The following is a 25,888-nucleotide window of genomic DNA, read 5'->3' on the forward strand; positions in this document are numbered from 1 at the left end:
AACGATTTACTTCAAGCCGCGGCGGCCGCCTCGGTCTCGGCGACCGTACGGAAGCGGCTGCGCAGTGTGATCTTGTCGATCTTCTCCGTCCCCAGCCGCGGCAGCGGCGCATCCTCGATCCACAGCCGCGCGGGCACCTTGAAGGCGGCGACATGCTGCGCGAGGAAGGCGAGCAGGTCCTCGCACGCCACACCGCCCGCCACGCTGAGATGCACCACCGCGCCCGGCACCTCGCCGTAGCGCGCGTCCGGGAGCCCGAACACCGCCGCCTCGGCGACCAGCGGATGCGCGTAGAGCGCCGCCTCGACCTCCTGGCAGCTGATGTTCTCACCGCCGCGGATGATGATGTCCTTCTTGCGGTCGACGATGAAGAGATAACCGTCTTCGTCGAGATAGCCGAGGTCGCCGGTGCGGAAGAAACCGTCGGCGGTGAAGGCCGCCGCGGTGTCGTCCGGCCGGCCCCAATATTCCTGGAAGTTGGCGGCGGAGCGGATGCCGATCTCACCGGTCGCGCCCGGCGCCAGCGCGGTGCCGTCGTCGGCCAGGATCGCCAGCTCGACCAGCGGCGCCGAGGCGCGCCCGGCGCTGTCGGGCTTGGCGATGTAGTTGCTGCGCCAGTTGCCCGTGCCGATCGCGTTGGTTTCGGTGAGGCCGTAGCCGATCAGCGGCGCGCCGGTCAGCTCGGCGTCGAGCCGGCGGACATGCTCGACCGGGCGCGGCGCCCCGCCCGCGGCGAAGTCGGTGACGGTCGACAGATCGTAGCGCGCGCGCTCGGGATGATTGACCATCTCGTAGCTCATCAGCGGCACGCCGACGAAATAGGTCACCTTCTCGCGCTCGATCAGCCGCATCGCCTCCTCGGCGTCCCATTTGGGCATGAGCACCAGCTTGCGCCCCATCGCGAAGCTCTGGAGCAACGTCGGCACCATCGCGGTGACGTGGAACAGCGGCAGGTTGAGCAACGTCGCGGGTTGCAGCCCCGTCAGCGCCCCGTCCTGCGCCGCGATCCCCATCATCATCAGCGCCGAGGCGAGGAAGTTGAAGGTTCCCTGCAACACCTGACGGTGGGTCGACAGCGCCCCCTTCGAGCGCCCGGTCGAGCCCGAGGTGAACAGGATCGTGGCATGATCGTCCCCGTTCAGGGCAGGCAGCACCGCGCCCGCGCCGTTGCCGAGATCATCCTCGGCGTGCGCCAGCACCTCGGCGAGCGCGGTCTCGATCGGCTGGAGATCGTCGAACACCTCGACGCGCACCGCCGCCCCGCCAGGAATCGCCGCGAGCCGGCGCGCGCGCGGCGCGTCGGCGAAGACCAGCGCGACCTCGACCTCGTCGAGCGCGGCGGCCATTTCCTCGGCCTGCCACCAGCCGTTGAGCAGCGTCGCCACGCCGCCGGCCATGATGATCGCCATGTAGAGCACGATCCAAGAGGGCGAGTTGCGCGCCGCGATCGCCACCCGGTCACCCCGGCGCACGCCATAGCCCGCCACCAGCGCGCGCGCGGTACGAGTCGCGAGGTCGTGGACCGTGCCGAAGCTCAGCCGCTCGTCACCCGCGACCAGGAACTCGCCGTCGCGGTGCTGCTGGCAGAAATGCGCGAAATAGGCGGGCAGTGTCGGCGGCGCGGCCGCGATGATCGGCAGCGTCCGGCCGAAACGCTCGACCTGCCCGAGGGGTAGCTGACCGCCGTCACCGGTCAGCGCCGCCATCACCGCGTCCATCCGCCGGTCGAGCTCGGAAGCCATCACTCTCTCCGCTTGGTTCTATGCTTTCCTCCCCTTATGCAGGCGCCATTGAGAAGGGGAAAGCCTTGATCCTGTCCGCCCTCGCCGCCGCCATCCCGGGTGCCGGCGCCGCCACCGGCCACGTCCGTTTCGCCGACCTCGGGCTGCATCCCGACGTCTTCTCGATCGGCGTCTTCACGCTGCGCTGGTACAGTCTGGCTTATATCGCAGGCATCGTCGTCGGCTGGTGGTATCTGCTCAAATTGCTGGCCCAGCCCGGCGCCCCGATGGCGCGGCGCCACGCCGACGACCTCGTCTTCTACGCCACGCTCGGCATCATCCTCGGCGGCCGGATCGGCTATGTGCTGTTCTACGCGCCCGAGATGCTGACCCGGCCGCTGTCGATCCTGCGGCTGTGGGACGGCGGCATGTCGTTCCACGGCGGCGTGATCGGCACCTCGCTCGGGCTCATCTGGTTCGCTCGGAAGAACGGGCTCAACTGGCTGCGCGTCCACGATTACGTCGCCTGCGCGGTGCCCTTCGGCCTGTTCTTCGGGCGGCTCGCCAACTTCGTCAACGGCGAGCTGTGGGGCAAGCCAGCCAGCGTCCCCTGGGCAATCGTGTTCGAGCGCACCGTCCCCTACGGCGTGCCCGAGCCGGCGCGCCACCCCAGCCAGCTCTACGAGGCGGGGCTGGAGGGCATCGCCTTGTTCCTGCTGCTGTGGTTCTTCTTCTGGCGCACCGACGCGCGCTACCAGCCGGGCAAGCTGGTCGGCCTGTTCCTCGCCGGCTACGGCCTGGCGCGCTTCACCGTCGAGTTCTTCCGCGAGCCCGACGCGCAGCTGCGCGCCTTCGCCGAGCACACCGGGCTGCACATGGGCCAGTGGCTGTGCGTGCCGATGATCCTCGCGGGGCTCGCACTGATCGTCACCGCGCCGCGCCGCCGCCAGCGCGTCGAGCCCACCGTCGGGCTGGACAGCGTGGCGTGAGCGAGCCGCTGCTCGCCGAGCGGCTGGCGCGCGCGATCACGCTGGGCGGGCCGATCCCGGTCAGCCAGTTCATGGCCGCCGCCAACGCGCATTATTACGCGACGCGGGACCCGCTCGGCGCCGCGGGCGACTTCACCACCGCGCCCGAGATCAGCCAGATGTTCGGCGAGCTGATCGGCGCCTGGGCTGCCGACCAGTGGGACCGCGCCGGTCGCCCCGCGGTCGCCTGGGTCGAGCTCGGCCCCGGGCGCGGCACGCTCAGCGCCGACGCGCTGCGCGTGATGGCGCGCGCCGACCTGACGCCGCCGGTCCACCTCGTCGAGACCAGCGCGACGCTGCGCGCCGCCCAGGCCGAGCGGCTGCCCGGCGCGACCTGGCACGATTCGCTCAACACGCTCCCTGAGGACGTGCCGCTGCTCGTCGTGGCCAACGAGTTCTTCGACGCGCTGCCGATCCGCCAGCTCGTCCGCCGCGCCGACGCGTGGCACGAGCGGCTGGTGGCGTGCCAGGACACGCTGTTCGTGCCGATCGCGGGTGCCACGGTGCCCGACACGATCGTGCCGCCGGCATTGCGCGACGCCGCGCCCGGCGCGGTGATCGAGACCTCGCCCGCAGGCGTCGCGGTGATGGCCGACCTCGCCGCACGGATCGTCGCGCAGGGCGGTGCCGCGCTGGTGGTCGACTATGGCTATGAGGGGCCGGCGATCGGCGACACGCTCCAGGCGGTGCGCGCGCACGCCTTCGCCAATCCGTTCGAGGCGCCGGGTGAACAGGACCTCACCGCGCACGTCGACCTGGCGACCTTGGGGCTGGTCGCCACCGCCTCGGGCGCGCGGTGCGAGGGGCCGGTCGGCCAGGGCGCCTTCCTGCGCGCGCTCGGGATCGACCAGCGCGCCGCGGCCCTCGGCGAACGGGTGACACAGGATCGCGACCGATTGGTCGAGCAGATGGGGGAATTGTTCAAGGTGATCGCCGTGACCCACGACCAATGGCCGCGCCCGGCGGGCTTCGCATGATGCCGCGCCCGACGCTCCGTCCCGCAACGGTCGACGATGCCGCCAGCCTGGCCGGCGTGGCGCGCGCGACCTTCACCGAGACGTTCGGCACGCTCTACTCGGCCGCCGACCTCGCCACCTTCCTCGAGCAGCACACGCCCGAGGACTGGGCGCGCGAGGTCGCCGACCCGGGCTATGCGGTGCAGATCGTCGAGATGGGGCATGTCGCGGTCGGCTACATCAAGCTCGGCCCGCCCAAGTTGCCCTTCACGCCGCCCGAGGGCGCGATCGAGCTGCGGCAATTCTACCTGCTCCAGCCGTGGCAGGGCTCGGGGCTCGGGCCCGAGATGATGGAATGGGCGCTGGCCGAGGCGCGCGCGCGCGGCCACCAGGCGATCTACCTCTCGGTGTTCACCGACAATTACCGCGCGCGGCGCTTCTACGCCAAATACGGCTTCGAGGACGTCGGCCCGTACCAGTTCATGGTCGGCGACCACGCCGACGAGGACGTCGTGATGCGCCGCACACTGTGACCGCGCCCGAGCCCTTCCGCGCGCGGCTGCTCGGCGCGGTGCCGCACGGCTTCCTCGGGCGCGCGGGGGGCGTGTCAACTGGACTGTACGCCGGGCTCAACTGCGGGATCGGCTCGGACGACGATGCCGCCAAGGTCGCCGCCAATCGCGACGCCGCGCTGGCGGCGGTGGCGCCGGGGGCGTGCCTGCTGACGCCCTATCAGGTCCACTCCGCGGACTGCGTCACGCTCGACGCGCCCTTCGCCGAGCGGCCGCGCGCGGACGCGCTCGCCACCGCGACGCCGGGGCTGGCGCTGGGGGTCGTTACCGCCGACTGCGCCCCGGTGCTGCTCGCCGATCCGGTCGCGGGCGTGGTCGGCGCCGCACACGCCGGGTGGAAGGGTGCGCTGGCGGGGGTGACCGACGCCACCGTCGCGGCGATGGACGCGCTGGGCGCGGCGCGCGAGCGGATCGTCGCCGCGGTCGGCCCGTGCATCGCGCGCGCCAGCTACGAGGTGGACGCTGGCTTCCGCGCGCGCTTCCTCGACGACGACGCGGCCAACGAGCGCTTCTTCGCCGACGGTCGCGCCGGGCATGCGCGCTTCGACCTGGAGGGCTATGTCGCGCACCGGCTCGCCGCGGCGGGCGTGGTGCGGGTCGAGACGCTGGGGCTCGACACCTACGCCGACGAGCGACGCTTCTTCAGCTATCGCCGCTCGACCCACCGCGGCGAGCCGGGCTACGGCCGCCAGATCGCGATCATCGCGGTCGGCTAAGGCGCTGGCACTTTCAGAGGCACATCCTCTCTCCCGCACCACCCCGGCGAACGCCGGGGTCCAGGTGGGAGACGTCAGCGAAGCTCACTTCGACCTTCCCAACTGGACCCCGGTGTTCGCCGGGGTGGTGCTTGGGGTAGGGCACCTTCCGCGCCCCCGCACCCGCCGCCCCCGCCCCACCGCGCCTCACAGCACGAAGCGGCTGAGGTCCGAGTTGCGCGCCACGCTCGCCAGCTGCTTGTCGACATAGGCCGCGTCGACCACCAGCGCCTCGCCCGAGCGGTCCTCGGCGTCGAAGCTCACCTCCTCCAGCAGTTTCTCCATCACGGTCTGGAGCCGGCGCGCGCCGATATTCTCGATCTCGCCGTTCACCTCGGCGGCGATCCGCGCCACCGCGCGGATGCCGTCATCGGTGAAGCTCACGTCGACCCCCTCGGTCGCGATCAGCGCGCGATATTGCGCCGGCAGAGACGCCTTGGTGTCGGACAGGATCGCGACGAAATCGTCTTCCGTCAGCCCCTTGAGCTCGACGCGGATCGGCAGGCGGCCTTGCAGCTCGGGCAGCAGGTCGCTCGGCTTGGCGACGTGGAAGGCGCCGCTGGCGATGAAGAGGATGTGGTCGGTCTTCATCGGGCCGTATTTGGTCGACACCGTCGTACCCTCGATCAGCGGCAGCAGATCGCGCTGCACGCCCTCGCGGCTGACCGAGCCGCCGCGCACGTCGCTCACCGCGATCTTGTCGATCTCGTCGAGGAAGACGATGCCGTTGGCCTCGGCATCGGCCAGCGCGACGCGGCTGACCTCGTCCTGGTCGAGGCGCTTGTCCGCCTCCTCCTCAACGAGCTTCTCCCACGCCGCGGGCACCAGCAGCTTGCGCCGCTGCTTCGGCCCGCCGCCGAACGCCTTCCCCATCATCTCGGACAGGTTGATCATGCCGACCGAGCCCTGCCCGCCGGGCAGCTCGAACGGCATCTGCGGCGCCTGCTGCAGCTCCAGCTCGATCTCGGTCTCGGACAGATGGCCGTCGCGGAAGCGCTGCTTGAAGCTCTCTCGCGTCGCCTGGCTCGAGTCCTTGCCGACCAAAGCGTCGAGCAGCCGGTCCATCGCGGCGGCCTCGGCCTTGTCCTTCACCGCGAGCCGGCGGCGCTCCTTCTCGAGCCGCACCGCTTCCTCGACGAGGTCGCGCGCGATCTGCTCGACGTCGCGGCCGACGTAGCCGACCTCGGTGAACTTGGTCGCCTCGACCTTGACGAAGGGCGCGTCGGCCAGCTTGGCGAGGCGGCGGCTGATCTCGGTCTTGCCGCAGCCGGTCGGCCCGATCATCAGGATGTTCTTGGGCGTCACCTCGTCGCGCAGGTCGGGCGACAGTTTTTGCCGCCGCCAGCGGTTGCGCAGCGCCACCGCGACCGCGCGCTTGGCCTCCTTCTGGCCGATGATGTGCGCGTCGAGCGCGGCGACGATCGCCTTGGGGGTGAGATTATCGTTCATGCGGAATCAGAGCCTTCGTCGGCGAATGTTGAGTAAGTTGAGCCGCGGCGCGGTACCGCGCGCGGCTCAGTTCGCGCTGTCCAACGTCTCGATCGTCAGCCGGTCGTTGGTGTAGACGCACACCTCCGCGGCGATCGCCATGGCGCGGCGGCAGATCGTCTCGGCGTCCTGCTCGTAATCGACCAACGCGCGCGCCGCGGCGAGCGCGTAATTGCCGCCCGAGCCGATCGCCGCGATCCCCGCCTCGGGCTCGAGCACGTCGCCGTTGCCGGTGAGGATCAGCGTCACGTCCTTGTCAGCGACGATCATCATCGCCTCCAGGTTGCGCAGGTATTTGTCGGTGCGCCAGTCTTTGGCCAGCTCGACCGCGGCGCGCATCAGATGGCCGCCGTGGCGCTCCAGCTTGGCCTCGAGCCGCTCGAACAGGGTGAAGGCATCGGCGGTGGCGCCGGCGAAGCCGCCGATCACCTTGCCGTCTCCGAGCGTGCGCACCTTGCGCGCGTTGGGCTTCATCACGGTCTGGCCCATGGAGACCTGGCCGTCGCCGACCACGACGACCTTGCCGCCGCGTCGAACCGATAGGATGGTGGTGCCGTGCCAGACCGGCGCGGCGTGTGGATCGTTCCCGCTCATGCCGTGCGATATGGGGACCGTGCCGGGGTCTCGGCAAGTGTACCCGGAAAGGACGGGATCCTTGATCGACGCTGTGGCGAGACGGCCCGGACCGCGGCATAGCGGGTGCCGGAGAGTGAGTAGCGATGATTACCGACAGGGACCGGCTGTATTTCCAGAGCCGCGCCGAAGCCGAACTCAAGCTGGCCGCCGAAGCGAAGGATCACGCGGTCTGCCAGGCGCATTATGAGATGGCGACACAGTATCTCGAGGCGGCGCACGGCGCGCACATGCGCCTGCCGCCCGACCCGCAGCGGATGGCACGCCACGGGTGAAAGAATCCTCCCCTCCTAGCGGGGAGGATCTTCACGTCGCGGCCGGTTTCAGCGGAAGATGCCGGCCGCGATGAGGTAAGAGTCCGACCCGTACTGATGGTGAGATCAAGCGCCCGTCGAGACTCATCGCGGACGTGACCTAACCCGGAGCCGGGCCGTCGCCGAACAACCGACCCTGTACGCCGCCCCAGCTCACGACCGGACGTAGAACAGGTGCGTCCCCACCCGCGCGACCTTCACCAGCGAGTTGCGCCAATAAGGCACCATCCAGTCGGTGTGGTAATGCGTCGCGTGGCCCACCTCGGCGTCGACCTCGCCCGCCAGCGCACGCCGCGCCATCCGCCGCGCACCGATCCAGCCCGTGCGGACGGGGCGGCGCCCGACCGATCCGTCGCAGGTGAAGGAGAATTGGCAGCCGCTGTCGCGCGTGGCGCCCTGATAGACCACGCCACACACCGTCTTGGGATAGCCCGGCGCGCGCACGCGGTTGAGCACGACTTGGATCACCGCGCGCTGGCCGCGTCGGTCATCACCCGCCTCGTACAGCGCCGCGGTGGCGAGGCACTCGACCGCCTGCGCGCGCTCCGCCTCGCCGCCGCGGAAACGGTAGCGCGGCGCGGTGCGGCGGCGCTCGGCGTGGAGCGGGAAGGCCTGATTGGAGGCGCGCGCGGCCTCGGCGCTCATTCGCGCTGTCGCGGAGCGCGGCGCGCGCGGGTGCCAGCTGTCGAGCCAGCCGAGCGTCACCGCCGCCAGCGCGAAGGCGGCGACGATCAGCGGCCAGGTCAGCCACGAGCGCACGCCGCGCCGGCCGCGCCGACGCGCCGGTCGCCGCCGGGCGGGAGTACGGGAGCGTCGTTGCGCCATTGCCGCGCTGTACCGCGCCGCGCCGTGCCGGGGAAGTTGCTGCCCGCGCGTCCGCTACCGACGGGTGAGATGCGCGACGAAGGCATCGGCGGCGGCGCGGTCGCGGCCGAAGCAGATCAGCGAGCGCCGCGCCCCCTCGTGCGGGTCCAGGCGATACAGCAGCGCCACGCGCCACGCGCGCCGGCCACGCCGCGGCAGCACGCCCGCGATCTGTTCGGGGTCGAGCCGCACCGTCTGATAGGCGGTGGAGCGATCGACCAGCCATAAGGACTTCCCGTCCGCGACCGCGACCGCGCCGGGTCCCGCGAGGCACCATCGATGCGGGAGCGCCGTCCCGCTGATCGCAGCGAGCCGTTCGGCCAATGCGTCGGCCCGGTGACGGTCGAGCCGACGCGCGAGATAGAGACAGGCCCCGGCGAACACCGCCAGAACGGCCGCGGCGAGCGCGAGGCCGCGCGACAGCGCCAGCAGCGACGCCGCGGCCGCGCCGGCGGCGTAGGCCCGGCAGCGACGCGGCCGGCCGCCGTCGCCTTCGCCCGGGACGAGCGGCACCAGTGCGGGAGAGAGGTCGGAGGGCGGCGCGGCGGGGTGGAGCATCATCCTCCATCCTAGCCGCGCCGCGGGTCGTGGACGGCGCGCGCTCGCCTGTTCGGGTCGCGCCGCCGCGCCGGGTCAGGCCTTGACGTGCTGCGAGATGTACTTGTTCATCTCGAACATCGTCACCTTGTCGCGGCCGAACACCTTCTTGAGCTTCTCGTCGGCGACGATCTCGCGCTTGTTCTCCGGGTTCTGCAGGTTGTTCGACTTGATATAGTCCCACACCTTGCTGATCACCTGGCTGCGCGGCAGCTTCTCGTTGCCGACGATCGCGCCGAGCTCGGCCGAGGGCTGGACGGGCGCGTGGATGCCGCCGGTCTTGCCGCCGCTGGTGGTGGTGGTCGCCATGTTCTTCCTTCCTGTTCGTGCCGGCCGAGCCGGCCGGTCCTGCGAGCTGTCGCCGCCACGACGCGGCGGCGCTGGTGCGCCGGCCCGCGCCGTTGCCCGCGCACCGATGATGCGCGAGCGTAACGGTACGCCGCGCACTGGATCGCCGTCGCCGCGCCGTCTAGGGGAAAAAGCATGAGCGACGATACGCGACACACGCCCGACGACGGCGACCTGGTGGCGGCGACGGGCAAGATCCCCGTCCCCGAGGAGGTGGCCGAGGCGGTGCGCACGCTGCTGCGCTGGGCCGGCGACGACCCGACGCGCGAGGGGCTGCGCGATACGCCGCAGCGCGTCGCGCGCGCCTGGAAGGAATATTGCGCCGGCTATGCCGAGCATCCCGAGGTGCATCTCGCGCGCGTGTTCGAGGAAGTCGGTGGCTACGACGAGATCGTGCTGCTCAAGGACATCCCGTTCCAGTCGCACTGCGAGCATCACATGGCGCCGATCATCGGCAAGGCGCACATCGCCTATCTGCCGCGCGACCATGTCGTCGGCATCTCCAAGCTGGCGCGCGTGCTGCACGGCTTCGCCCGGCGACTCCAGGTGCAGGAGCGGCTCACCGCCGAGGTGGCGGACTGTATCTGGCACAATTTGCGCCCGCAGGGCGTGGCGGTGGTAATCGAGGCGAGCCACGCCTGCATGACCGCGCGCGGCGTGCGTACCCCCGGCGTGGCGATGGTGACGAGCCGGATGATGGGCGTGTTCCGCGACGACGACCGCAGCCGCAAGGAAGTGCTGGCGCTGATGGGCCTGTCGTGACCGCGCGACGCGTGCTGGTGACCGGCGGCGCCAGGCGGCTCGGCGCCGCGATCGCGCGCGCGGTCGCGGCGGCCGGGCACGTGCCGGTGATCCACTACGGCCGCTCGCGCGACGAGGCCGAGGCGCTCGCCGCCGAGCTGGGCGGCGCGGCGGTACAGGGCGATCTCGCCGACACCGAGGCGCTGCGCGACCTGCTCGAACGCGCCGGCGACGTCGACTCGCTCGTCAACAGCGCGTCGCAGTTCGACTATGACTCGCCCGCGGCGATCGACCCGGCACTGGCGGCGCGGCTTCACGCGGTCAACGCGGTAGCGCCCGCGGTGCTCGCCGCCGCGCTGGCGGAGCGCGACGACGCGCGCGCGGTGGTCAACCTGCTCGACCAGAAGCTCGCCAACCCCAACCCCGACTTCTTCAGCTACACGCTCTCCAAGGCGGCGCTGGCGAGCGCGACCGAGCTGATGGCGCAGGCGTTCGCGCCGCGCGTCCGGGTCAACGCCGTCGCGCCCGGGCTGACATTGCCGAGCGGCGACCAGAGCGACGCCGCGTTCGACGCGGTCGCGCGCGCCAACCTGCTGCGCCGCCCGGTCGGCGCCGAGAACGTCGCCGCCGCGGTGGTCTACCTGCTCGAGGCGGAGAGCGTCACCGGGCAGACGCTCTACGTCGACGCGGGCCAGCGCTTCTGCCGTAGCGACCGCGACGTCATGTTCACGGGCGGCGACCCGGGGGGCGCGCGCCAGCATGGCTGAGTTCACCACGCTGATCGAGGACATGGCGGTGGCGATGCGGCTCGGCATCCACCCGCACGAGGCGGCGCCGCAGCGCGTGCTGCTGTCGGTGTGGCTGACGGTCGACTACCCCGGCGTGCCGGCCGACACGATCGAGGCGGTGCTCGACTATGACCGCGTCCATGACGGGATCCGCGCGCTGGCCGACGAGGGCTTCGCGCTGCAGGAGACGCTGGTCGAGCGAGTCGCCGCCCTGTGCCTGGCGGACGCGCGCGTGCGGCGGGTGCGCGTCCGCTCGGTCAAGGCGGATGTGTACCCGGACGCGCGCGTCGGCTGCGAGATCGTGCGCGGGCGCTGAGCGGCGGGGCCGCTTCTTTCATCCATTATCCGCGACTGACACCGCGAAAGCGGACCTTCGATCCTCCCTGGGAGGGGAGGACCTCTGAGCGACTTGACGCTCTCGAGCGCCTCAGAACACCGGCCCGTCCTGCCCCGCCAGCAGCTCGAACTCGACCGCGTCGTGCGCGCAGAACATGCGCACCTCACCGGCGTGATCGAGCGACAGCCGCCGCAACCGGCGCTGGTTGGCGAGCCGCGCGCTGCGGTCGACCTCCATCAGCTTCTGGTAGCCGCGCAGCCCCGGCGGGCAGTGATAGGCCTCGCTGCCGACCTCGCCGCGGAAGAAATAGGCGTCGCCGGCGTGCAGCAGCCACTGCCCGTCGTCTTCCTGGATCGCGACGCCGGCATGGCCCCAGCTGTGGCCCGCCAGCGGTACCAGCAGCAGCTCGGGCGGCAGCCCTTCGAGCTGGCGCACCGCGTCGAATCCGAACCATGGCTCGCCGCCGCCCGCGGGGTAGAGCCGCCAATTCTCCGCCTCGTCCCACTGCTGCGGGCGATAGCGCCGCCGCCCGACGAAGGCGCCGCCCGCGCGCGCGTCCGCCACCTCGCGCTCGCGCGACAGCAGGTGGACCGCGGCGTTAGGAAAGTCCTCGATCCCCCCCGCATGGTCGAAGTCGAGGTGGGTCAGCACGATATGCCGCACGTCGGCGGGATCGAAGCCGCGCGCTATCACTTGCGCGCGCGCGGTCTCCTCGCCGCGGAGCTGCGGGTTGCACAATTCGATGAAGAACTCGGCGAGGCGCTGCCGCGGCCGCGCCACGTCGCGCGTGCCGTAGCCGGTATCGACCAGCACCAGCCCCGCCGCGCTCTCGATCAGCAGGCAGTGGCAGACGAGGTGCGCGCGAGCGCCCGCGCTGCTGCCGTCGAACAGCGCGCCGCCGGCGGGGCAGCAGGTGCCGCAGTTGAGGTGATGGATACGCATCAGGCGACCTCGATCTCGGCCGCGCTGGGGTGCGCGACGGCGCGCGCGTGCGGCGCGAGGCGGCGGCGGGTGCGCTCGTCGATCGCGGGCCGCGCGATCCGCCAGGCGCGCGCGGTGAGGAACGCCCCGCCGGCCAGCGCCAGCACGACGGCGGCGCTCCAGCGCGTGGTGGTGAGGGGTAGCGCCATCGTCTCGCTCGCTGCTGCGGAAGGGTGGGCGTTCAACGGCGGGAGGCGGGAGGCGTTGCGGCCCGGGGCAGGTAAAGTGGCTGATTTGGATTTAAGGTCAGTGGGTTGAGGATCAAATGCTTCCCGGAAAGGGGGGATCGAAGAAGCCCTGTCCTACATGCCAATGTTCCCGCTATGTTCCGTCCTCCACCAACCCAGGAGGACGCATGATCGACGAGCTCATCGACGCGGTGATCGACCGCGAGGGCGGCTATGTCCGCCACCCCGCCGACCGCGGCGGCGCGACCCGCTACGGCATCACCGAGGCAGTCGCGCGCGCCAACGGCTTTGTCGGCGACATGCGCCAGTTCGCGCGCCCCGCCGCGGTGGCGATCTACCGCCGCGCCTACTGGCAGCAGCCCGGGCTCGACCGGGTCGCGACGCGCGCCCCCCAGCTCGCCGCCGAGCTGTTCGACACCGGTGTCAACATGGGGCCGGCGACCGCGGTGACCTTCCTCCAGCGCGCGCTCAACGCGCTCAACCGGGGCGCGAGCGACTATCCCGACGTGCCGCTCGACGGGCGCGTCGGCCCGGCGACGCTCGCCGCGCTCGATCGCTTCCTCGCCACGCGCGGCGCGGCGGCTCAGGCGGTGCTGATCAAGGCGATCGACTCGCTCCAGGGCGAGCGCTACCTCTCGCTCGCCGAGCAGCGCCCCGCCGACGAGGTGTTCCTGTACGGCTGGCTCGCCCAGCGTGTCGGCTGAGGGAGGGCGACATGGCACTTCTCGACGGACTGGTCGCGCCGGTCGCCGGCCTGCTCGACAAACTGATCCCCGATCCGCGCGCGCGCGAGGCGGCCAAGCTGGAGCTGCTGCGGCTGCAGGGTTCGCAGGAGCTGGAGCAGATCAAGGCGCAGCTCGCCGCGGTGGTCACCGAGGCGCAGTCGGCCGACCCCTGGACCAGTCGCGCGCGGCCGAGCTTCCTGTACGTGATGTACGCGCTGCTGCTGTGGAGCATCCCGATGGGGCTGATCGCGGCGACCCGGCCCGAGATGGCGAGCGCGATCGCGCGCGGCATGAACGCCTATCTCGCCGGGCTGCCCGAGCCGCTCTACACGCTCTTCGCCACGGGGTATCTCGGCTACACCGTGGCGCGCGAATGGGGCAAGGCGAAGGGGCGGTGACGGCGTAAGCCGGATCGGCGGGGATCGCGGGACTCACCGCCCTCCCCGCGTGACGCCCGCGGGCGAGATCGTGTCCGCCGGACGCGACCTCGCCCTAGCGCGGCAGAAGGCGGTGTCACGCGGGATCGCCAGCGCGTAGCCGAAGAGTAAGCGCGACGCCGACGGTGTGGCCAGCGATACCGGCAACCCGGATCAACCTACTCAGGCCCTTCTCCAGCCTGCTTGCCCCTGATCGCCGTAGCGCCCTGGAACGTCGGGTAAGCGCCTCAGTACGGCGGCTTGTCCAGCCCCGCGGGCGAGCAGGTGAAGATCTCGCACCCGTCCTCGGTGATGCCGATCGAATGTTCGAACTGCGCCGAGAGCGAGCGGTCGCGCGTCACCGCGGTCCAGCCGTCCTCCAGCAGCTTCACGTCGGGGCGGCCGATGTTGATCATCGGCTCGATCGTGAAGATCATGCCGGGGCGCAGCTCCACCCCCGTCCCCGGCCGCCCCACATGCACCACCTCGGGCGCGTCGTGGAACAGCCGGCCGAGGCCGTGGCCGCAGAAGTCGCGCACCACGCCGTAGCGGTTCGACTCCGCGTGGCGCTGGATCGCGTGCGCCACGTCGCCCATGTGATTGCCGGGGCGCGCCTGCTCGATCCCCAGCATGAGGCACTCGTACGTCACCTCGACCAGCCGCTTCGCCTTCAGCGGCACGTCGCCGATCAGGTACATGCGACTGGAGTCGCCGTGCCAGCCGTCGACGATCGGGGTCACGTCGACGTTGACGATGTCCCCCGACTTGAGCGGCTTGTCGGCGGGGATGCCGTGGCAGACGACATGGTTGATCGAGATGCAGGTGCTGTGGGCATAGCCGCGATAGCCGAGCGTCGCGGGCACGCCGCCGCCCGCCAGGATGAAATCGTAGATAAGCCGGTCGAGCGCCGCGGTAGTGACGCCGGGCACCATGTGCGGCACCAGCATGTCGAGCGTCTCGGCGGCGAGCCGGCCCGCCTTGTGCATGCCGTCGAAGGCGTCGCGGCCGTGCAACTTGATCGCGCCGGTGCGCCCGTGCGGCGCGTCGCTGGTGACGGTGACATAATCGGTCATCGCGGCGATATAGCGTGGCTAGGGGGCGATTGCGAGGCTATGCCCGCCCGCTATGGAGACCGAACGCATCTGGACCGCGGCGCTCGTCGTCATCGGCGACGAGATCCTCTCCGGCCGCACCCAGGACAAGAACATCGCCCAGCTGGCGAGCTGGCTCAACGTCCAGGGCATCCGCCTCGCAGAGGTGCGCGTGGTGCCGGACCGCGAGGACGCGATCGTCGAGGCGGTCAACCAGCTGCGGGCGCGCAACGACTATCTCTTCACCACCGGTGGCATCGGCCCGACGCACGACGACATCACGGTCGACTCGATCGCAGCGGCTCTGGGCGTCGGCGTGGTCCACCACCCCGACGCGGTGGCGGTGCTGGAGCATTATTATGCCACCCGCGGCGGCATCACTCCGGCGCGGCTGCGCATGGCGCGGGTGCCGGAGGGCGCGACGCTGATCGAGAACCGCGTCTCGGGTGCGCCCGGGATCCGCGTCGGCAACATCTTCATCATGGCGGGCGTGCCGCACATCACCGCGGGGATGCTCGGCTCGCTCACCGGCACGCTCGAGGGCGGGCGCCCGGTGGTGAGCGGGACTGTCGGCTGCTGGGTGGCGGAGAGCGAGGTCGCCGACCTGCTCCGCGCGACGGAGAAGGCGCACGAGGGCGTCTCGATCGGCAGCTATCCCTTCTTCCGCGAGGGGCGCACCGGCGCAAATTTCGTCGTGCGCTCGCCCGACGCGGCGCTGGTGGAGCGCTGCCTCGAAGACCTGCGCGCGGCGCTGGCGGCGGCGGGGCATGAGGTGGTGGCGGGCGGGATCTGACGCTCGCCGGTCCGCTCGGCAGCCGTGTCACGACCTCCCATCATCGCCAACTCGACCCGATATGTCGCGCGGCGCACACTCGACCGGGCATCTGGCGACACCATCGGTTCGGGTTGAGAACCGAAGAGGCCGTGGGCAACGCCGGACGAGGAAGAGAGCGACGTCACCCGCGCCGCGCGCGTCAGCCGCGCCGGCCGCCCCTACCCTCACCGCCCGCGCGGGAGCGCCGCTCGCCGCGGCGCTCCTTGCGCACCGTCTTGGCATGCGCCCGCGCGCGCGCCTTCTTCTCCTCGCGCGTCGGCGGCGCGCGCTCGTCGAGCGGCATCATGTCGCCCGCCATCGCCTCGAAGCCGAGCGAGGCGAGGCTCTCGGCGAAGTGCGACGGCAGCTCGGCGGTGACGTCGATCTCGCCCCCGTCGGGATGGTCGACGCGGATTCGGCGCGCGTGGAGGTGCATCTTGCGGCTGATCCCGCCGGTGAGGAACGCCGCCGGGCCGCCGTACTTGCCGTCGCCCACGATCGGGTGGCCGATCGCCGCCATATGGACGCGCAGCTGGTGCGTGCGCCCGGTGAACGGCTGCAGCTCGACCCAAGCGGTGCGGTTGCCGGCGCGCTCGATCACGCGGTAGCGGGTCCGCGCCGGCTGGCCCTCGGCCTCGTCGACGTGCATCTTCTCGCCGCCGGTGCCGGGCTGTTTGGCGATCGGCAGCTCGATCGTGCCGTCGTCGATCGAGGGCACGCCGACGATCAGCGCCCAATAGACCTTCTTCGCGGTGCGGCCCGAGAAGGCCTTGGCGAAGAAGCCGGCCGCGCGCGGGGTGCGCGCCACCAGCAGCGCCCCCGAGGTGTCCTTGTCGAGCCGGTGGACCAGCTTGGGTCGGCCCTGCGACTCGTCCTGCAGGGCGTCGAGCAGCCCGTCGACGTGCGCGGTGGTCTTGGTGCCGCCTTGGGTGGCGAGCCCGGGGGGTTTGTTGAGCACCAGCGCCTGCGCGTCGCGGTGGATCACCAGCTCGCGCGCGAAGGCGATCTCGTCGTCGCTGAGCGGGGCGCGCTGGCGCTCGGGTCTGGCGTCGCTGCGGACGGGCTCGGGCGGGGGAACGCGCAGCACCTGACCGGCCTGGACGCGGTCGCCCGGACCCACGCGCGCGCCGTCCAGCCGCAGCTGCCCGGTGCGCGCCCACTTGGCGACGGTGGTGAAGCTCGTGCCGTCGAGGTGGCGCTTGCACCAGCGGTCGACGCGGATCCCGTCGTCGTCGAGCGCGACGGTGAACTGGCGGACGCCCTCGGTGCTCATGCCGCCACCCGCACGAGCGCGAGCCCGGCGAACACCGCCGCGATCGCGCCGACCACCGAGACGAGCGCATAGCCGAGCGCGCCGAGCGCGGCGCCGCGCTCGATCATCGTCGCGGCGTCGAGCGCGAAGGCGGAGAAGGTGGTGAAGCCGCCGAGCAATCCGACGCCGAGCAGCAGCCGCCAATTCTCGCTGCCGCCGCTGCGCGCGAGCGCGCCGACGAGCAGCCCCATCAGCAGCCCGCCGACCAGGTTGACGGTGAGCGTGCCCCAGGGCCAGTCGGGTCCGAGCGCCGCGGTCATGGCGCGCCCGGTCAGGTAGCGCCCGGCCGTACCGACCGCGCCGCCCGCCATGACGAGGAAGAGGGAGTTCATCGCGCCGCCCTAGTCGCTTTCGCCGCCGAAGGAAATCGGCGGGCGCTGGGTGGAGGACGGTGGTGGCTCGTTGCCCTCAGCGAAGAACCCAGGCCGAGATCCACCCGACCCGCGCCGACCACGCCGTCATCCCTGCGAAGCCTCCAGACGCGCTGACGCCCGCGCTATAGCCGCACGTTCGCGCGTCTAGATGGCCGCCTCCGCAGGGATGACGGTGATGGTTCGGGAATGAACGTGGTGGGTGTGGAATGACGATGATGCGCGAAGAACGGGGACGAGTCGCTGGCATCCGCGACTAGCCGACGCCGAGGTCGCCTGACCCGCCCCACCCACACCGTCATCCCTGCGAAGGCGGGAATCCAGACGCGCTGACGGCAGCGACGTATGCGCGACGTCCGCGCGTCTTGATCCCTGCCTTCACAGCGATGACGGTGTGACTTCGGGGTGCGACGCCAGTCATCGGGCAGCGGGACAATCGCCCGACCCGTCGCCTCGCGCCACCCCGGGTACGCCCGTCACCGTCTCACCCTTGCAATACACCTCTGCTCTCGCCATCTTGCGGAAATGCTCAACCTGTTCTCGATCCTGATCGGCCTCGTCGCGCTGCTGCTCGGCATCGTGCCGTTCCTGCCGTTCCTCGCTTGGGGCTATTGGTTCGTCATCCCGATCGCGGTGGTCGGCGCCGCGGTCGGCGCGCTGTCGTCGCGCAACACCGGGCGCAACCTCAACCTCGTGCTGATCCTGATCTTCGGGCTGCGGCTGATGCTCGGCGGCGGGATCATCTGACGCGATACGGGCCCCGGCATCGCTGCCGGGGCCCGCCCGTACGCATCACTGAACGCGAGAAGCCTCAGCGGCAGACCACCTGGCCGCGATCGACCTGCTGGCCGAGCAGCGCGCCGCCGCCCGCGCCGATCACGGTGCCGAGCAGGCGCGACCCGCCGCCTGCGATGATGTTGCCCAGCGCACCGCCGGCGAGGCCGCCGACGATCAGCCCGGTCGTGCCATCGTTGCGGCGGCAGTAATAGCGATTGTCCGAGCCGCGATAGATGCGGTCGTTGCGGCCGAGCGCGCGGGCGCGATAATAGCGCCCGTCGCGATAATAGCGGTCGGCGTAATAGGCGCGCTGCCCCGGCTCGAACCGGTTGTAATCGTAGCGCGCCGAGCGGCGCCAGTCGCGCACCCGATCGTTGCGGTCGCGTCGCGCGTCGCGGACGTTGTCACGATACTCCCGGCGCGCGTCGCGCACGTCGCGGCGCGAGTCGGCGTCGCGAAGGTCCTCGCGATATTCCTGGCGCGCGTCGCGGATATCGTCGCGATACTCGCGGTTGGCGCGGCGCGGGTCCTGCGGCGCGGCCGCGGCGGGGACGCTGGCCAAGGTGGTGGCGGCGAGCGCGGCGGCGAGGATGATACGCATCACTGATCTCCCTACAGAGTGATGTCGCATGAACGGCGCCGCCGCGCCCCGGTTGCGTGAACGGGAAACTACCTCTTGTTCACTTCAGAGACACTTACGACTCCAACTTGTGCGTGAGCGTCACTTCTGCGTTCAACACTTTGGAAACAGGGCAATTTGCTTTGGCGTCCTCGGCGATGCGCTCGAACTCGTCGGGCGCGATGCCGGGGACCTTGGCGGTGAGGTCGAGCTTGGAGGAGGTGATGGTGAAGCCGTCTCCGTCCTTGTCGACGGTCACCCGCGCGCTCGTCTCGAGCGTGCCGTCGCTGTAGCCCGCACCGGCGAGCGCGAAGCTCAGCGCCATGGTGAAGCAGCTGGCGTGCGCCGCCGCGATCAGCTCCTCGGGATTGGTGCCGGGCTCGTCGCCGAAGCGCGTGCCGAAGCCATAGGGCTGCTCGTCGAGCGCCTTGGACTGGGTCGAGGTCCAGCCCTTCCCCTCCTTGCCGAGACCTTCGTAGCGTGCCGAACCACCGCGCGTAGGCATGAGTCACTCTCCCGTTGGGGGCCGTAAAAAGAAAGGCGCGGCCCGCACTCGCGGACCGCGCCTCCTCCAACGTTGGTCAAGCCGAAAGGCTCAACCGTGGCGTGGTCTCAGCGGCACTGGCGCTTGCCGCTGCGCTCGATCTCGCGGCCGGCGAGCGCGCCGCCGACGCCGCCCAGCACGGTGCCGAGCGTGCGGTCGCCGCGCGAATCGATGGTGCGGCCGAGCAGACCGCCCGCCACCGCGCCGACCACCAGGCCGGTGGTGCCGTCGGGCTTGCGGCAGCGCAGGCGACCGTCGTTGCCGCGCCACTCGCGATACTTGTACCGGCGCTGCGCGTCGGCATCGACGGTGGTGGCGACGAGCGTCGGCGCGACCATCGCAGCGGCACCGAAGGCCAGCATCAGCTTACGCATGACTTCATTCTCCCGTTCGAAATTCGTGTTGGCGACGTAACGTGTCGCTTCTAGCGCGGTTGCATGAACCGGGAACAACGTGGCGTTCATGGTGTTGCACGCGTCCCGCGGCGGGGCGGCGAAAGCGGGGCGACGGAAGGCGGGGCCGGGGCCGGGGCCGGACGAAATAGGGATCAAGCCGCCCCCCCACACTCCACCGTCATTTTGAACTCGTTTCAGGACTCACTGTCCGGCAGGCGCGGCGGCTTCTGGGTACGGGCATCCTGGATCCTGAGACGAGTTCAGCATGACGGCAGGAAGGGGAGCGCAGACTCCTCATCCCTCATCGCTGAACCGCGGCGCGCGTTTCTCCACGTTGGCGCGCACCGCCTCGGCCTGGTTGGGCGAGCGCAGCAATGCCAGCTGCGCCGCGCTCTCGGCGGCGAGGATCGCGGGCGCGTCGGCGTCGGCGGCGAGCGCGAACAGCCGCTTGGCGGCGCGCACCGCGTCGGGGCTGCGCGCCGCGATGGCGCGCGCGATCGCCAGCGCGCGCTCGCGCGGTTCCGGATCGAGATAGGTGACCAGCCCGCACGCCTGCGCCTCGGCGGCGTCGAGCTCGCGCGCGGTATAGACCAACTCGCGCAGCACGTCCTCGCGCACGCTGCCGCGCCACAGGGCATAGCCCCCCATGTCGGGCACCAGCCCCCAGTGCACCTCGCGGATCGCCAGCCGCGTGTCGGGATGCGCGACCCGCACGTCGGCGCCGGCGAGCAGCTGGCAGCCGCCGCCGAAGGCGACGCCGTGCGCGGCGGCGATCACCGGCACCGGCAGCGCGCGCCAGCCGGTGCAGACATATTGCACGTCGTTGCTCGCGCCGCGCGTGCGCTCGCCCAGCGCGAGCCCCGAGCCGCCCGCCGCCATCGCCGCCATGTCGAGCCCGGCGCAGAAGCCGCGCCCCTCGCCCGAGAGCACCACCGCGCGCAAGCCCGGTTCGCCCGCGAGCCGGTCGATCGCCGCCGCCAGCGCGGCGAACATCGCCGGGTCGAGCGCGTTCATCTTGTCGGCGCGCGCGAGCCGCACGTCGGCGACGCCGTCCTCCAGCGCGATCGTCACCCGCTCGTCCATCCCGCCTCCGATCGCGCACCTCGCCTTACCGCGCGAGGAACGGCCGCGCGGCGGCCGGTGTCAACAGGGGATCGGCGCATCGCCCGCTCACAGCGACCCGCGCAGCTGCACCCCGACCCAGCGCGGGATGCCGGGCTTGTACTGGTTCCACGACGGTTGCAGGCTGTTGTCGACGTCGAACAGGTTGCGCACCAGCAGCGCGACGTCGAAGCGCCCGTCGCCCAGGCCCAGCCCGGCCGAGACGTCGGTGATCCCCCAGGCGTGCGTCCTCGTGTAGCGCGACAAGGTCGTGTCGGCGAGATAGCCGCTCTGGACGTTATGGTTCACGTCGACGTGGAGCACGCGCCCCGGCGCGACCGGATAGGACCAGTCGCCGAACAGGTTGCCGCTCCACCGCGGCGCGCCCGGCAAGGCGCTGCCGCTGGCGTCGTGATAGGGGCCGGCGGGATTGTCCCCGCCCAGCTCGCCCGGGTTGGGCGCGCGCGGGAACGAGCGGTAGCGCGCGTCGGTATAGGCCCCGGCGAACCGCAGCGTCGTATAGGGGATGGCGAACAGCGCCAGGTCCAGCTCGACCCCCTGGCTGCGCACGCGCGGCACGTTGCCCAGCGCGGCGCGATAGGCCGGGTGGCCGTCGCCGTTGAGCGCGCTCTGCACCGGGTCGTAGACGAAGGTCGGCTGGATATAGTCGGCGAAGTCCTCGCGGAAGCCGGTGACGCTCGCCTGGAGCTTGTGCGCCAGCGCGATCGTGCGCACGCCTAGCTCATAGGCGTCGACCCGCTCGGCCGCCACCGGCAGCGAGGTACCGCCCGCCACCGTCGCGCCGACGATCTGCGCCACGCCCGGCTTCGCGCCGTGGCGATAGGAGGCCACGATCGTGTGCTCGGACGTCAGCTTGTAGCTCGCCGCGAGATCGCCCGTGACGAGCGTGCCGCGATACGGCTCGGCCTCGCTCCGCCGGTAGAGCGCGCCCAGTCGCGCGGCGCGTACCCCTTTTGCGGCACCGAGCTGCGCGCGCTGCGCGTCGGTCAGATCGGCATAGCGGGCGACGTGGAAGTATTTCTGCGCGGTGCGGTCGGCCAGCGCGTGCTGCGCGGCGTCATTGTTCGCGGTCAGCGCGCCGTTCTCGTCGCTGTCGAAGCCGCCGAGCACCACGTCGTTGACCCGCGCGGGGTCGAGCTCGGCGGCGAACCCCTCGGACTGGATGAAGCTGCGCGCGCGGCTGTGCCGCGTCTCGCGCGACACCCGCGCGCCGGCGTCGAGCGTGAGCCGCGCCGTCGCGTCCCAGCTGAGGTGCGAATAGGCCGCGAGCGTGCGGTTGAGGTAGCGCTCCTGCCGCTTAGTGATCAGCGCGTCGGCGGCGTTGAGCAGCAGCCCGCGCCCGGCCGGGTCGACCGCGTCGGGCAGCGCGGGGTCGACCGGGTCGAGCAGCGCATATTGCGCGGGGCTGGCGTACCAGGCGCCGGCGTCGGAGCCGTAGCGTTCGGTCTGGCTGTAGTTCGGAAACAGCCCGCGATAGGCGAACAGGCCGCCGCGGTAGCTCAGCTCCTTGAGCGGGCGGGCGTCGAGCCGCAGCTCCTGGCTCCACTGCTCGAAAGACGTCTGCGTGCCGCGCGGTGCGCGCAGCCATTCGAACTGCGTGTGCGAGCCGGCGCCCTGCGAGAAGGAATAGTTGCGCCACGCCGTGATCGAGCGCAGCACCGTGTCGGGTGCGAGCGTCAGCCGGATGTCGCCGGAGGCGCCCTTGGTGGCATAGGTGTTGGGATATTCGCCGATGGTGTTGATCGCCTTGGCGGTGAAGTCGCGCACCGAATAGTCGCCGCGCTGGCGGAACCAGCGTCGCTCGAGATGGCCGGTGTCCTCGTTGGCGTAGTTCACCGCCGCCGGTCGGCCCGTGGCGGGATCGATCCAGTCATAGGTCGGCGGCGACACCAGGTTGAAGGCGAAGCAATTCTCGCAGATCTCGCGGTTGGTGGGGGTGACGTCCGCGATCAGCCGCGCCTCGATCGCGGGCGCGGGCGTCACCAGCAGCTGCGCGCGCACGCTGGTGCGATCGGTGTTGCGCCACGTGAAATGCGTGTCGTTGCGGTTCTTGTAGGGGCCGTCCGCCTGCTCGCGATTTATCGAGACGCGATAGGCCAGCAGGTCGTCCACGATCGGTCCGCCGAGGACCGCGGTCGCGACCAGAGTGTTGCGCTGGCCGACGGTGACCGCGGCCTCCGCCTCGGGCGTGAAGCTCGGCTTGCGCGTGCGGATCACCACCCGCCCCGCATCGGTCGCGCGCAGCCCGTCGCTGCCGGTCGGCCCGCGCACCACTTCGACCGTCTCGACGTCGAGGTAGTTGCTCAGCGCCGAGATCGCGCTGATGCCGTGGCTGACGTCGTCCACCGCAACGCCGACGCTGGGTTCGAGCACGCCCGCGCCCGCGGCCCAGCCGACGCCGCGGATGAAGATCGACGCGGTATTGGGGTTGTTCCACGACGTGCGCACGTTGCCGATGCGATTGACGATGTCGCGGAAGTTGTTGACCTGGAACTTCTCCAGCTCCTCCCCCGTGATCGCCGAGGTGGAGCGCGGTGCGTCCTTTAGCCGCACCGCGGTGACGGTGATCGCGTCGTCCAGCCCGCGGTCGCCGCGGGCGTCGCTTGGCGTGGCGGCGGGTGCGGGACTGACGGCGGCGACTGCTGACGAGTCCGGTGCCGTGACGCCGGACCGCGCGAGCGCCGCCCGCAATTGCGCCACCTCGTCCTGGAGCGCCGCGTTGCGCAGGCGCAGCGCCTCGGCTTCCTGAGCCGCGACGGGCAGGGGCAGCAGCGGCGCCACGCCGGCGAGCAGCAGCGCCAGCCAGCGCCGCCGGAACCCGGCTTGAGCGATACCGAGAGAAGGGTAGAAAGACATCGCAGCGACTCCTCGATCTCGCGGACGATCGCTCGCGCGCGACGAGGATCGCCGACAGGGACTGAACGCCCTCTCCCGCACCGATGATAAGAACGGCGCGAGATGATCGAAGATAGATTTTCTGTGACGCCCGCGAGAACTTAGCGAAGCCTCGCGATTACTTGTACATAGCAACCCGTTACGAGATTTATTCTCCGTTCCGGGTCATCTCTGCTACGCGCCGCAACACAAGTCTTGCTAGCACGCGAGGTGCAGCCCTCCTTTAAGGGAGAGGTTGGGGCGGGGCGTAACCGGGAGCGCCGCGCTCGCGGACGCCCCTCACCCCCGCCCGCTCACCTGAACGGGCGGGCAGTCGCCACTCGACCTCTACGAGAAGAACATCTTCCCGCCACTGCGATAGTCCCGGGCTTCAACCCCGCTCGCGCGAGCGTCGGAGCGCGACCCGCCGGGCCCCGGTCAGACCGAGAGCGTCTGCCCGGTCGCCAGTCCCCAGGCGGCATAGAGCGACAACGCGGCAGTCAGCGCGCAGGTCGCGCCGAACAGGACATAGCCCACGTAGGTCAGCACCGCCGGGTTCGGCCGCGCCAGCCGGCGATTGTGCGACGCGCCCGAGAGCACGAAGCTCAGCAGCATGCCATAGGTCAGTGCAACGGCTTCCAGCATTCCCCAACACCCTCGTGATCGCTCATCCACGCGGCCGCCCCCCGACGCCCGCGCCGGCTTAACCATATTCGTTCCCTCCTACGAAGGGGTTAACGCGCACCCCGCCGCGCGACACGCACGCCTCGCCGCTGCGCCGCAGCATGAACCAGGCTGGCGCTGGCCGGTCCATCGTCCTAAGCGCGCGCTCATGTCCCCACGTCTCGCCGTGTTCGACTGCGACGGCACGCTCGTCGACAGCCAGGCCAATATCTGCCGCGCGATGGAGGCGGCCTTCGCCGGCAACGGCCTCCCCGCGCCCGCGCGCGAGTCGATCCGCGGCATCGTCGGGCTCAGCCTGATCGAGGCGATGGCGGTACTCGCGCCCGCCGCCGGCGCGGACCGGCATGCCGCGCTCGCCGCCGACTACAAGGCCGCCTTCCAGCGCATGCGCGCCGAAGCGGCGCTCGACCCCGAGCCGCTGTACGACGGGCTGGTCGAGGCGCTCGACACGTTCGCGGCCGCGGGCTGGCGGCTCGGCGTCGCCACCGGCAAGTCCGATCGCGGGCTCGCGCTGCTGCTCGCGCATCACGGGCTGACCGAGCGCTTCGTCACGCTGCAGACCGCCGACCGCCACCCGTCCAAGCCGCACCCGTCGATGCTCCACGAAGCGATGGCGCAGGCCGGGGCGGCGCCCCATATGACGGTGATGATCGGCGACACCAGCTTCGACATGGCGATGGCACGCGCCGCGGGCGTGCGCGCGATCGGCGTGACCTGGGGCTATCACCGCGAGGAGGCGCTGTGGGCGGCGGGCGCCGTCGCGGTGGCGCGGCGCTGCGACGAACTCGCCGGGTGCTGCGCGTGAGCGCGCCGCGCGACCCCGCCTTCGCGCGCTGGTTCGCCATCGCGGGGGTACGGCTGGCGACGAGCTTCGGCGCGATCCTCGGCGTGGTGCTGCTCGGCCGCGCCGAGACTCTGCCGACGCGGCTGCTCGGCGTCGCGATCGTGCTCTCGGCCCTATGGGTGATGGCGACGGTGCCGCGCTCGCTCGCGGCACGCTGGCGGAGCGAGCGGTGAGGCGCTTCTGGCGCGAGGTGGCGGTCGACGCCGAGCGCGTCGTGCGGCTCGACGATCGGCCGGTGCGCACCCCGGGCCGCGTGGCGCTGGCGCTGCCGAGCGCCGCGCTCGCCGCGCTGATCGCGGACGAGTGGCGCGCGGTGGGGGAGACGCTCGACCCGCGCGCGATGCCGCTGACCGGGCTCGCCAACGCCGCGATCGACCGGATCGCGCCCGCGCGCGAAGGCTTCGCCGCGGGCCTGGCGCGCTATGCCGAGAGCGACCTGCTCTGCTATCGCGCCGACGCTCCCGCCGCCTTGATCGCGCGCCAGGCCGCCGCTTGGGACCCGCTGCTCGCCTGGGCGCGCGAGCGTTACGACGTCCACTTTGAACTGATCACCGGCGTGATGCACCGCGCGCAACCGGCGGCGACGGTGGCGCGGCTGAGCGAGGCGGTGACGAGCCGCGACCCCTTCGCGCTCGCCGGGCTGTCACCGATCGTGACGGTGACGGGCACGTTGGTGGGCGCGCTCGCACTCGCCGAGGGCGCGGTGAGTGCGGACGCGCTGTGGGACGCCGCCACGCTCGACGAGCGCTGGCAGGCGGAGCATTGGGGCGAGGACCCGCTCGCGGTGGCGGCGACCGAGGCGCGTCGGCGCGATTATGACGCGGGGGTGGCGTTCCTCGCGGCGCTGTAGACGCAGTCGGCCGACGAGTGATCGTGCTCCGGCGAACGCCGAAGCCAGGACCACGAGGTCACGCACGCGACCCTCGGCTCCTGCGTGCGCAGGAGCACGAGCCCTCGGACGGCGGATACGCTACAACGCGCCCGCCCGC

General features: G+C 71.3%; 32 protein-coding genes. 15 read left to right on the forward strand and 17 right to left on the reverse strand.

Features of this window, described 5'->3' with window-relative positions; all coding sequences use genetic code 11:
• Positions 1 to 11 precede the first annotated feature (11 nt).
• Positions 12 to 1,742 (reverse strand): class I adenylate-forming enzyme family protein, encoded by a 1,731-nt coding sequence (locus KZ820_RS07360; RefSeq protein ID WP_219747898.1) that lies wholly within the window; start codon positions 1,740 to 1,742, stop codon positions 12 to 14.
• Between the two features lie 65 nt (positions 1,743 to 1,807).
• Between KZ820_RS07360 and lgt the strand changes: the two genes are divergently transcribed.
• The 4 genes from lgt to pgeF are packed head-to-tail and all read left to right on the forward strand — an operon-like array spanning position 1,808 to position 4,993.
• A complete protein-coding gene (gene lgt / locus KZ820_RS07365; protein WP_258047775.1) occupies positions 1,808 to 2,710 on the forward strand; it encodes a prolipoprotein diacylglyceryl transferase in 903 nt (300 codons plus the stop codon).
• Positions 2,707 to 3,726, forward strand: coding sequence for a class I SAM-dependent methyltransferase (locus KZ820_RS07370; protein ID WP_373369005.1), 1,020 nt, complete (start codon positions 2,707 to 2,709; stop codon positions 3,724 to 3,726). Before lgt ends, KZ820_RS07370 begins: the two co-directional genes overlap by 4 nt.
• Entirely contained in the window at positions 3,723 to 4,238 is a 516-nt protein-coding gene (locus tag KZ820_RS07375) for a GNAT family N-acetyltransferase (protein WP_258047776.1), read from the forward strand. Before KZ820_RS07370 ends, KZ820_RS07375 begins: the two co-directional genes overlap by 4 nt.
• On the forward strand, positions 4,235 to 4,993 hold the full coding sequence (pgeF, locus tag KZ820_RS07380) for a peptidoglycan editing factor PgeF (RefSeq protein ID WP_219747900.1): 759 nt from the start codon (positions 4,235 to 4,237) through the stop codon (positions 4,991 to 4,993). The genes KZ820_RS07375 and pgeF overlap by 4 nt, the downstream gene beginning before the upstream one ends.
• A 186-nt stretch (positions 4,994 to 5,179) precedes the next feature.
• On the opposite strand, the gene hslU is transcribed toward pgeF, so the two are convergent.
• On the reverse strand, positions 5,180 to 6,481 hold the full coding sequence (gene hslU / locus KZ820_RS07385; RefSeq protein WP_219747901.1) for an ATP-dependent protease ATPase subunit HslU: 1,302 nt from the start codon (positions 6,479 to 6,481) through the stop codon (positions 5,180 to 5,182).
• 66 nt (positions 6,482 to 6,547) lie between these two features.
• The gene (gene hslV, locus KZ820_RS07390; protein WP_219747902.1) at positions 6,548 to 7,114 is read right to left on the reverse strand and encodes an ATP-dependent protease subunit HslV; all 567 of its coding nucleotides are present in this window, start codon (positions 7,112 to 7,114) and stop codon (positions 6,548 to 6,550) included.
• 125 nt (positions 7,115 to 7,239) lie between these two features.
• On the opposite strand from hslV, the gene KZ820_RS07395 reads away from it, so the two are divergent.
• Positions 7,240 to 7,428: a hypothetical protein gene (locus KZ820_RS07395; protein WP_132908728.1), complete on the forward strand. Its 189-nt coding sequence runs from the start codon at positions 7,240 to 7,242 to the stop codon at positions 7,426 to 7,428.
• 192 nt (positions 7,429 to 7,620) lie between these two features.
• Here KZ820_RS07395 and KZ820_RS22155 read toward each other — a convergent pair whose 3' ends face one another.
• From KZ820_RS22155 to KZ820_RS07410, 3 genes are all read right to left on the reverse strand, one after another.
• Positions 7,621 to 8,226: a cell wall hydrolase gene (locus KZ820_RS22155; RefSeq protein WP_308462154.1), complete on the reverse strand. Its 606-nt coding sequence runs from the start codon at positions 8,224 to 8,226 to the stop codon at positions 7,621 to 7,623.
• A gap of 120 nt (positions 8,227 to 8,346) precedes the next feature.
• Positions 8,347 to 8,892 carry a hypothetical protein gene (locus KZ820_RS07405; protein WP_219747904.1) on the reverse strand — a complete coding sequence of 182 codons (546 nt, stop codon included), beginning with the start codon at positions 8,890 to 8,892 and terminating at the stop codon, positions 8,347 to 8,349.
• A 72-nt stretch (positions 8,893 to 8,964) separates the two neighbouring features.
• On the reverse strand, positions 8,965 to 9,237 hold the full coding sequence (locus KZ820_RS07410; protein ID WP_219747905.1) for an SWIB/MDM2 domain-containing protein: 273 nt from the start codon (positions 9,235 to 9,237) through the stop codon (positions 8,965 to 8,967).
• A gap of 174 nt (positions 9,238 to 9,411) precedes the next feature.
• Between KZ820_RS07410 and folE the strand changes: the two genes are divergently transcribed.
• Genes folE through KZ820_RS07425 form a run of 3 tightly spaced genes read left to right on the forward strand, consistent with a single transcriptional unit; the run spans position 9,412 to position 11,121 of the window.
• Positions 9,412 to 10,038 (forward strand): GTP cyclohydrolase I FolE, encoded by a 627-nt coding sequence (gene folE, locus KZ820_RS07415; protein ID WP_183921627.1) that lies wholly within the window; start codon positions 9,412 to 9,414, stop codon positions 10,036 to 10,038.
• The gene (locus KZ820_RS07420) at positions 10,035 to 10,784 is read left to right on the forward strand and encodes an SDR family oxidoreductase (protein ID WP_219747906.1); all 750 of its coding nucleotides are present in this window, start codon (positions 10,035 to 10,037) and stop codon (positions 10,782 to 10,784) included. Before folE ends, KZ820_RS07420 begins: the two co-directional genes overlap by 4 nt.
• Positions 10,777 to 11,121 (forward strand): dihydroneopterin aldolase, encoded by a 345-nt coding sequence (locus tag KZ820_RS07425; RefSeq protein ID WP_219747907.1) that lies wholly within the window; start codon positions 10,777 to 10,779, stop codon positions 11,119 to 11,121. Before KZ820_RS07420 ends, KZ820_RS07425 begins: the two co-directional genes overlap by 8 nt.
• Positions 11,122 to 11,232: 111 nt before the next feature.
• On the opposite strand, the gene KZ820_RS07430 is transcribed toward KZ820_RS07425, so the two are convergent.
• Together KZ820_RS07430 and KZ820_RS07435 are read right to left on the reverse strand one after the other, a co-directional pair.
• Positions 11,233 to 12,084: an MBL fold metallo-hydrolase gene (locus KZ820_RS07430; RefSeq protein ID WP_219747908.1), complete on the reverse strand. Its 852-nt coding sequence runs from the start codon at positions 12,082 to 12,084 to the stop codon at positions 11,233 to 11,235.
• Positions 12,084 to 12,272, reverse strand: a complete 189-nt coding sequence (locus tag KZ820_RS07435) for a hypothetical protein (RefSeq protein ID WP_219747909.1) — start codon at positions 12,270 to 12,272, stop codon at positions 12,084 to 12,086. The genes KZ820_RS07430 and KZ820_RS07435 overlap by 1 nt, the downstream gene beginning before the upstream one ends.
• A gap of 206 nt (positions 12,273 to 12,478) precedes the next feature.
• Here KZ820_RS07435 and KZ820_RS07440 point away from each other — a divergent pair, with 206 nt between their 5' ends.
• Both KZ820_RS07440 and KZ820_RS07445 read left to right on the forward strand, forming a co-directional pair.
• Complete coding sequence (locus KZ820_RS07440; protein WP_219747910.1) at positions 12,479 to 13,015, forward strand: glycoside hydrolase family 108 protein; 537 nt, start codon at positions 12,479 to 12,481, stop codon at positions 13,013 to 13,015.
• An 11-nt stretch (positions 13,016 to 13,026) separates the two neighbouring features.
• The gene (locus KZ820_RS07445; RefSeq protein WP_219747911.1) at positions 13,027 to 13,434 is read left to right on the forward strand and encodes a holin family protein; all 408 of its coding nucleotides are present in this window, start codon (positions 13,027 to 13,029) and stop codon (positions 13,432 to 13,434) included.
• Between the two features lie 266 nt (positions 13,435 to 13,700).
• Here the strand turns inward: KZ820_RS07445 and map are convergent, their stop codons facing one another.
• Positions 13,701 to 14,525 carry a type I methionyl aminopeptidase gene (map, locus tag KZ820_RS07450; RefSeq protein WP_183921634.1) on the reverse strand — a complete coding sequence of 275 codons (825 nt, stop codon included), beginning with the start codon at positions 14,523 to 14,525 and terminating at the stop codon, positions 13,701 to 13,703.
• 52 nt (positions 14,526 to 14,577) lie between these two features.
• Between map and KZ820_RS07455 the strand changes: the two genes are divergently transcribed.
• A complete protein-coding gene (locus KZ820_RS07455; RefSeq protein ID WP_219747912.1) occupies positions 14,578 to 15,336 on the forward strand; it encodes a competence/damage-inducible protein A in 759 nt (252 codons plus the stop codon).
• 181 nt (positions 15,337 to 15,517) lie between these two features.
• Here the strand turns inward: KZ820_RS07455 and KZ820_RS07460 are convergent, their stop codons facing one another.
• A complete protein-coding gene (locus KZ820_RS07460; protein ID WP_219747913.1) occupies positions 15,518 to 16,630 on the reverse strand; it encodes an RluA family pseudouridine synthase in 1,113 nt (370 codons plus the stop codon).
• On the reverse strand, positions 16,627 to 17,001 hold the full coding sequence (crcB, locus tag KZ820_RS07465) for a fluoride efflux transporter CrcB (protein WP_219747914.1): 375 nt from the start codon (positions 16,999 to 17,001) through the stop codon (positions 16,627 to 16,629). Before crcB ends, KZ820_RS07460 begins: the two co-directional genes overlap by 4 nt.
• Positions 17,002 to 17,565: 564 nt before the next feature.
• Here crcB and KZ820_RS07470 point away from each other — a divergent pair.
• On the forward strand, positions 17,566 to 17,787 hold the full coding sequence (locus KZ820_RS07470) for a hypothetical protein (RefSeq protein ID WP_183928480.1): 222 nt from the start codon (positions 17,566 to 17,568) through the stop codon (positions 17,785 to 17,787).
• A gap of 64 nt (positions 17,788 to 17,851) precedes the next feature.
• Here the strand turns inward: KZ820_RS07470 and KZ820_RS07475 are convergent, their stop codons facing one another.
• The 6 genes from KZ820_RS07475 to KZ820_RS07500 all read right to left on the reverse strand — a co-directional run bounded on the left by KZ820_RS07475 (position 17,852) and on the right by KZ820_RS07500 (position 24,016).
• Positions 17,852 to 18,418 carry a glycine zipper 2TM domain-containing protein gene (locus KZ820_RS07475; RefSeq protein WP_219747915.1) on the reverse strand — a complete coding sequence of 189 codons (567 nt, stop codon included), beginning with the start codon at positions 18,416 to 18,418 and terminating at the stop codon, positions 17,852 to 17,854.
• Between the two features lie 94 nt (positions 18,419 to 18,512).
• Positions 18,513 to 18,941, reverse strand: coding sequence for an OsmC family protein (locus KZ820_RS07480; RefSeq protein WP_219747916.1), 429 nt, complete (start codon positions 18,939 to 18,941; stop codon positions 18,513 to 18,515).
• 107 nt (positions 18,942 to 19,048) lie between these two features.
• Positions 19,049 to 19,354: a glycine zipper 2TM domain-containing protein gene (locus tag KZ820_RS07485; RefSeq protein ID WP_183921641.1), complete on the reverse strand. Its 306-nt coding sequence runs from the start codon at positions 19,352 to 19,354 to the stop codon at positions 19,049 to 19,051.
• Between the two features lie 315 nt (positions 19,355 to 19,669).
• On the reverse strand, positions 19,670 to 20,458 hold the full coding sequence (locus KZ820_RS07490; RefSeq protein WP_219747917.1) for a crotonase/enoyl-CoA hydratase family protein: 789 nt from the start codon (positions 20,456 to 20,458) through the stop codon (positions 19,670 to 19,672).
• An 87-nt stretch (positions 20,459 to 20,545) separates the two neighbouring features.
• On the reverse strand, positions 20,546 to 23,353 hold the full coding sequence (locus KZ820_RS07495; RefSeq protein WP_219747918.1) for a TonB-dependent receptor: 2,808 nt from the start codon (positions 23,351 to 23,353) through the stop codon (positions 20,546 to 20,548).
• A 456-nt stretch (positions 23,354 to 23,809) separates the two neighbouring features.
• Positions 23,810 to 24,016, reverse strand: coding sequence for a hypothetical protein (locus tag KZ820_RS07500; protein ID WP_219747919.1), 207 nt, complete (start codon positions 24,014 to 24,016; stop codon positions 23,810 to 23,812).
• A 187-nt stretch (positions 24,017 to 24,203) separates the two neighbouring features.
• Between KZ820_RS07500 and KZ820_RS07505 the strand changes: the two genes are divergently transcribed.
• From KZ820_RS07505 to KZ820_RS07515, 3 genes are read left to right on the forward strand one after another with little or no spacing between them, the layout of a single operon-like run.
• Positions 24,204 to 24,860, forward strand: coding sequence for an HAD-IA family hydrolase (locus KZ820_RS07505; protein ID WP_219747920.1), 657 nt, complete (start codon positions 24,204 to 24,206; stop codon positions 24,858 to 24,860).
• A complete protein-coding gene (locus KZ820_RS07510; protein ID WP_219748177.1) occupies positions 24,857 to 25,072 on the forward strand; it encodes a hypothetical protein in 216 nt (71 codons plus the stop codon). The genes KZ820_RS07505 and KZ820_RS07510 overlap by 4 nt, the downstream gene beginning before the upstream one ends.
• Entirely contained in the window at positions 25,069 to 25,749 is a 681-nt protein-coding gene (locus KZ820_RS07515; protein WP_219747921.1) for an ATP12 family chaperone protein, read from the forward strand. Before KZ820_RS07510 ends, KZ820_RS07515 begins: the two co-directional genes overlap by 4 nt.
• Positions 25,750 to 25,888 lie beyond the last annotated feature (139 nt).

It is taken from the genome of Sphingomonas citri, from assembly GCF_019429485.1.
Taxonomy (GTDB): Bacteria; Pseudomonadota; Alphaproteobacteria; order Sphingomonadales; family Sphingomonadaceae; genus Sphingomonas; species Sphingomonas citri.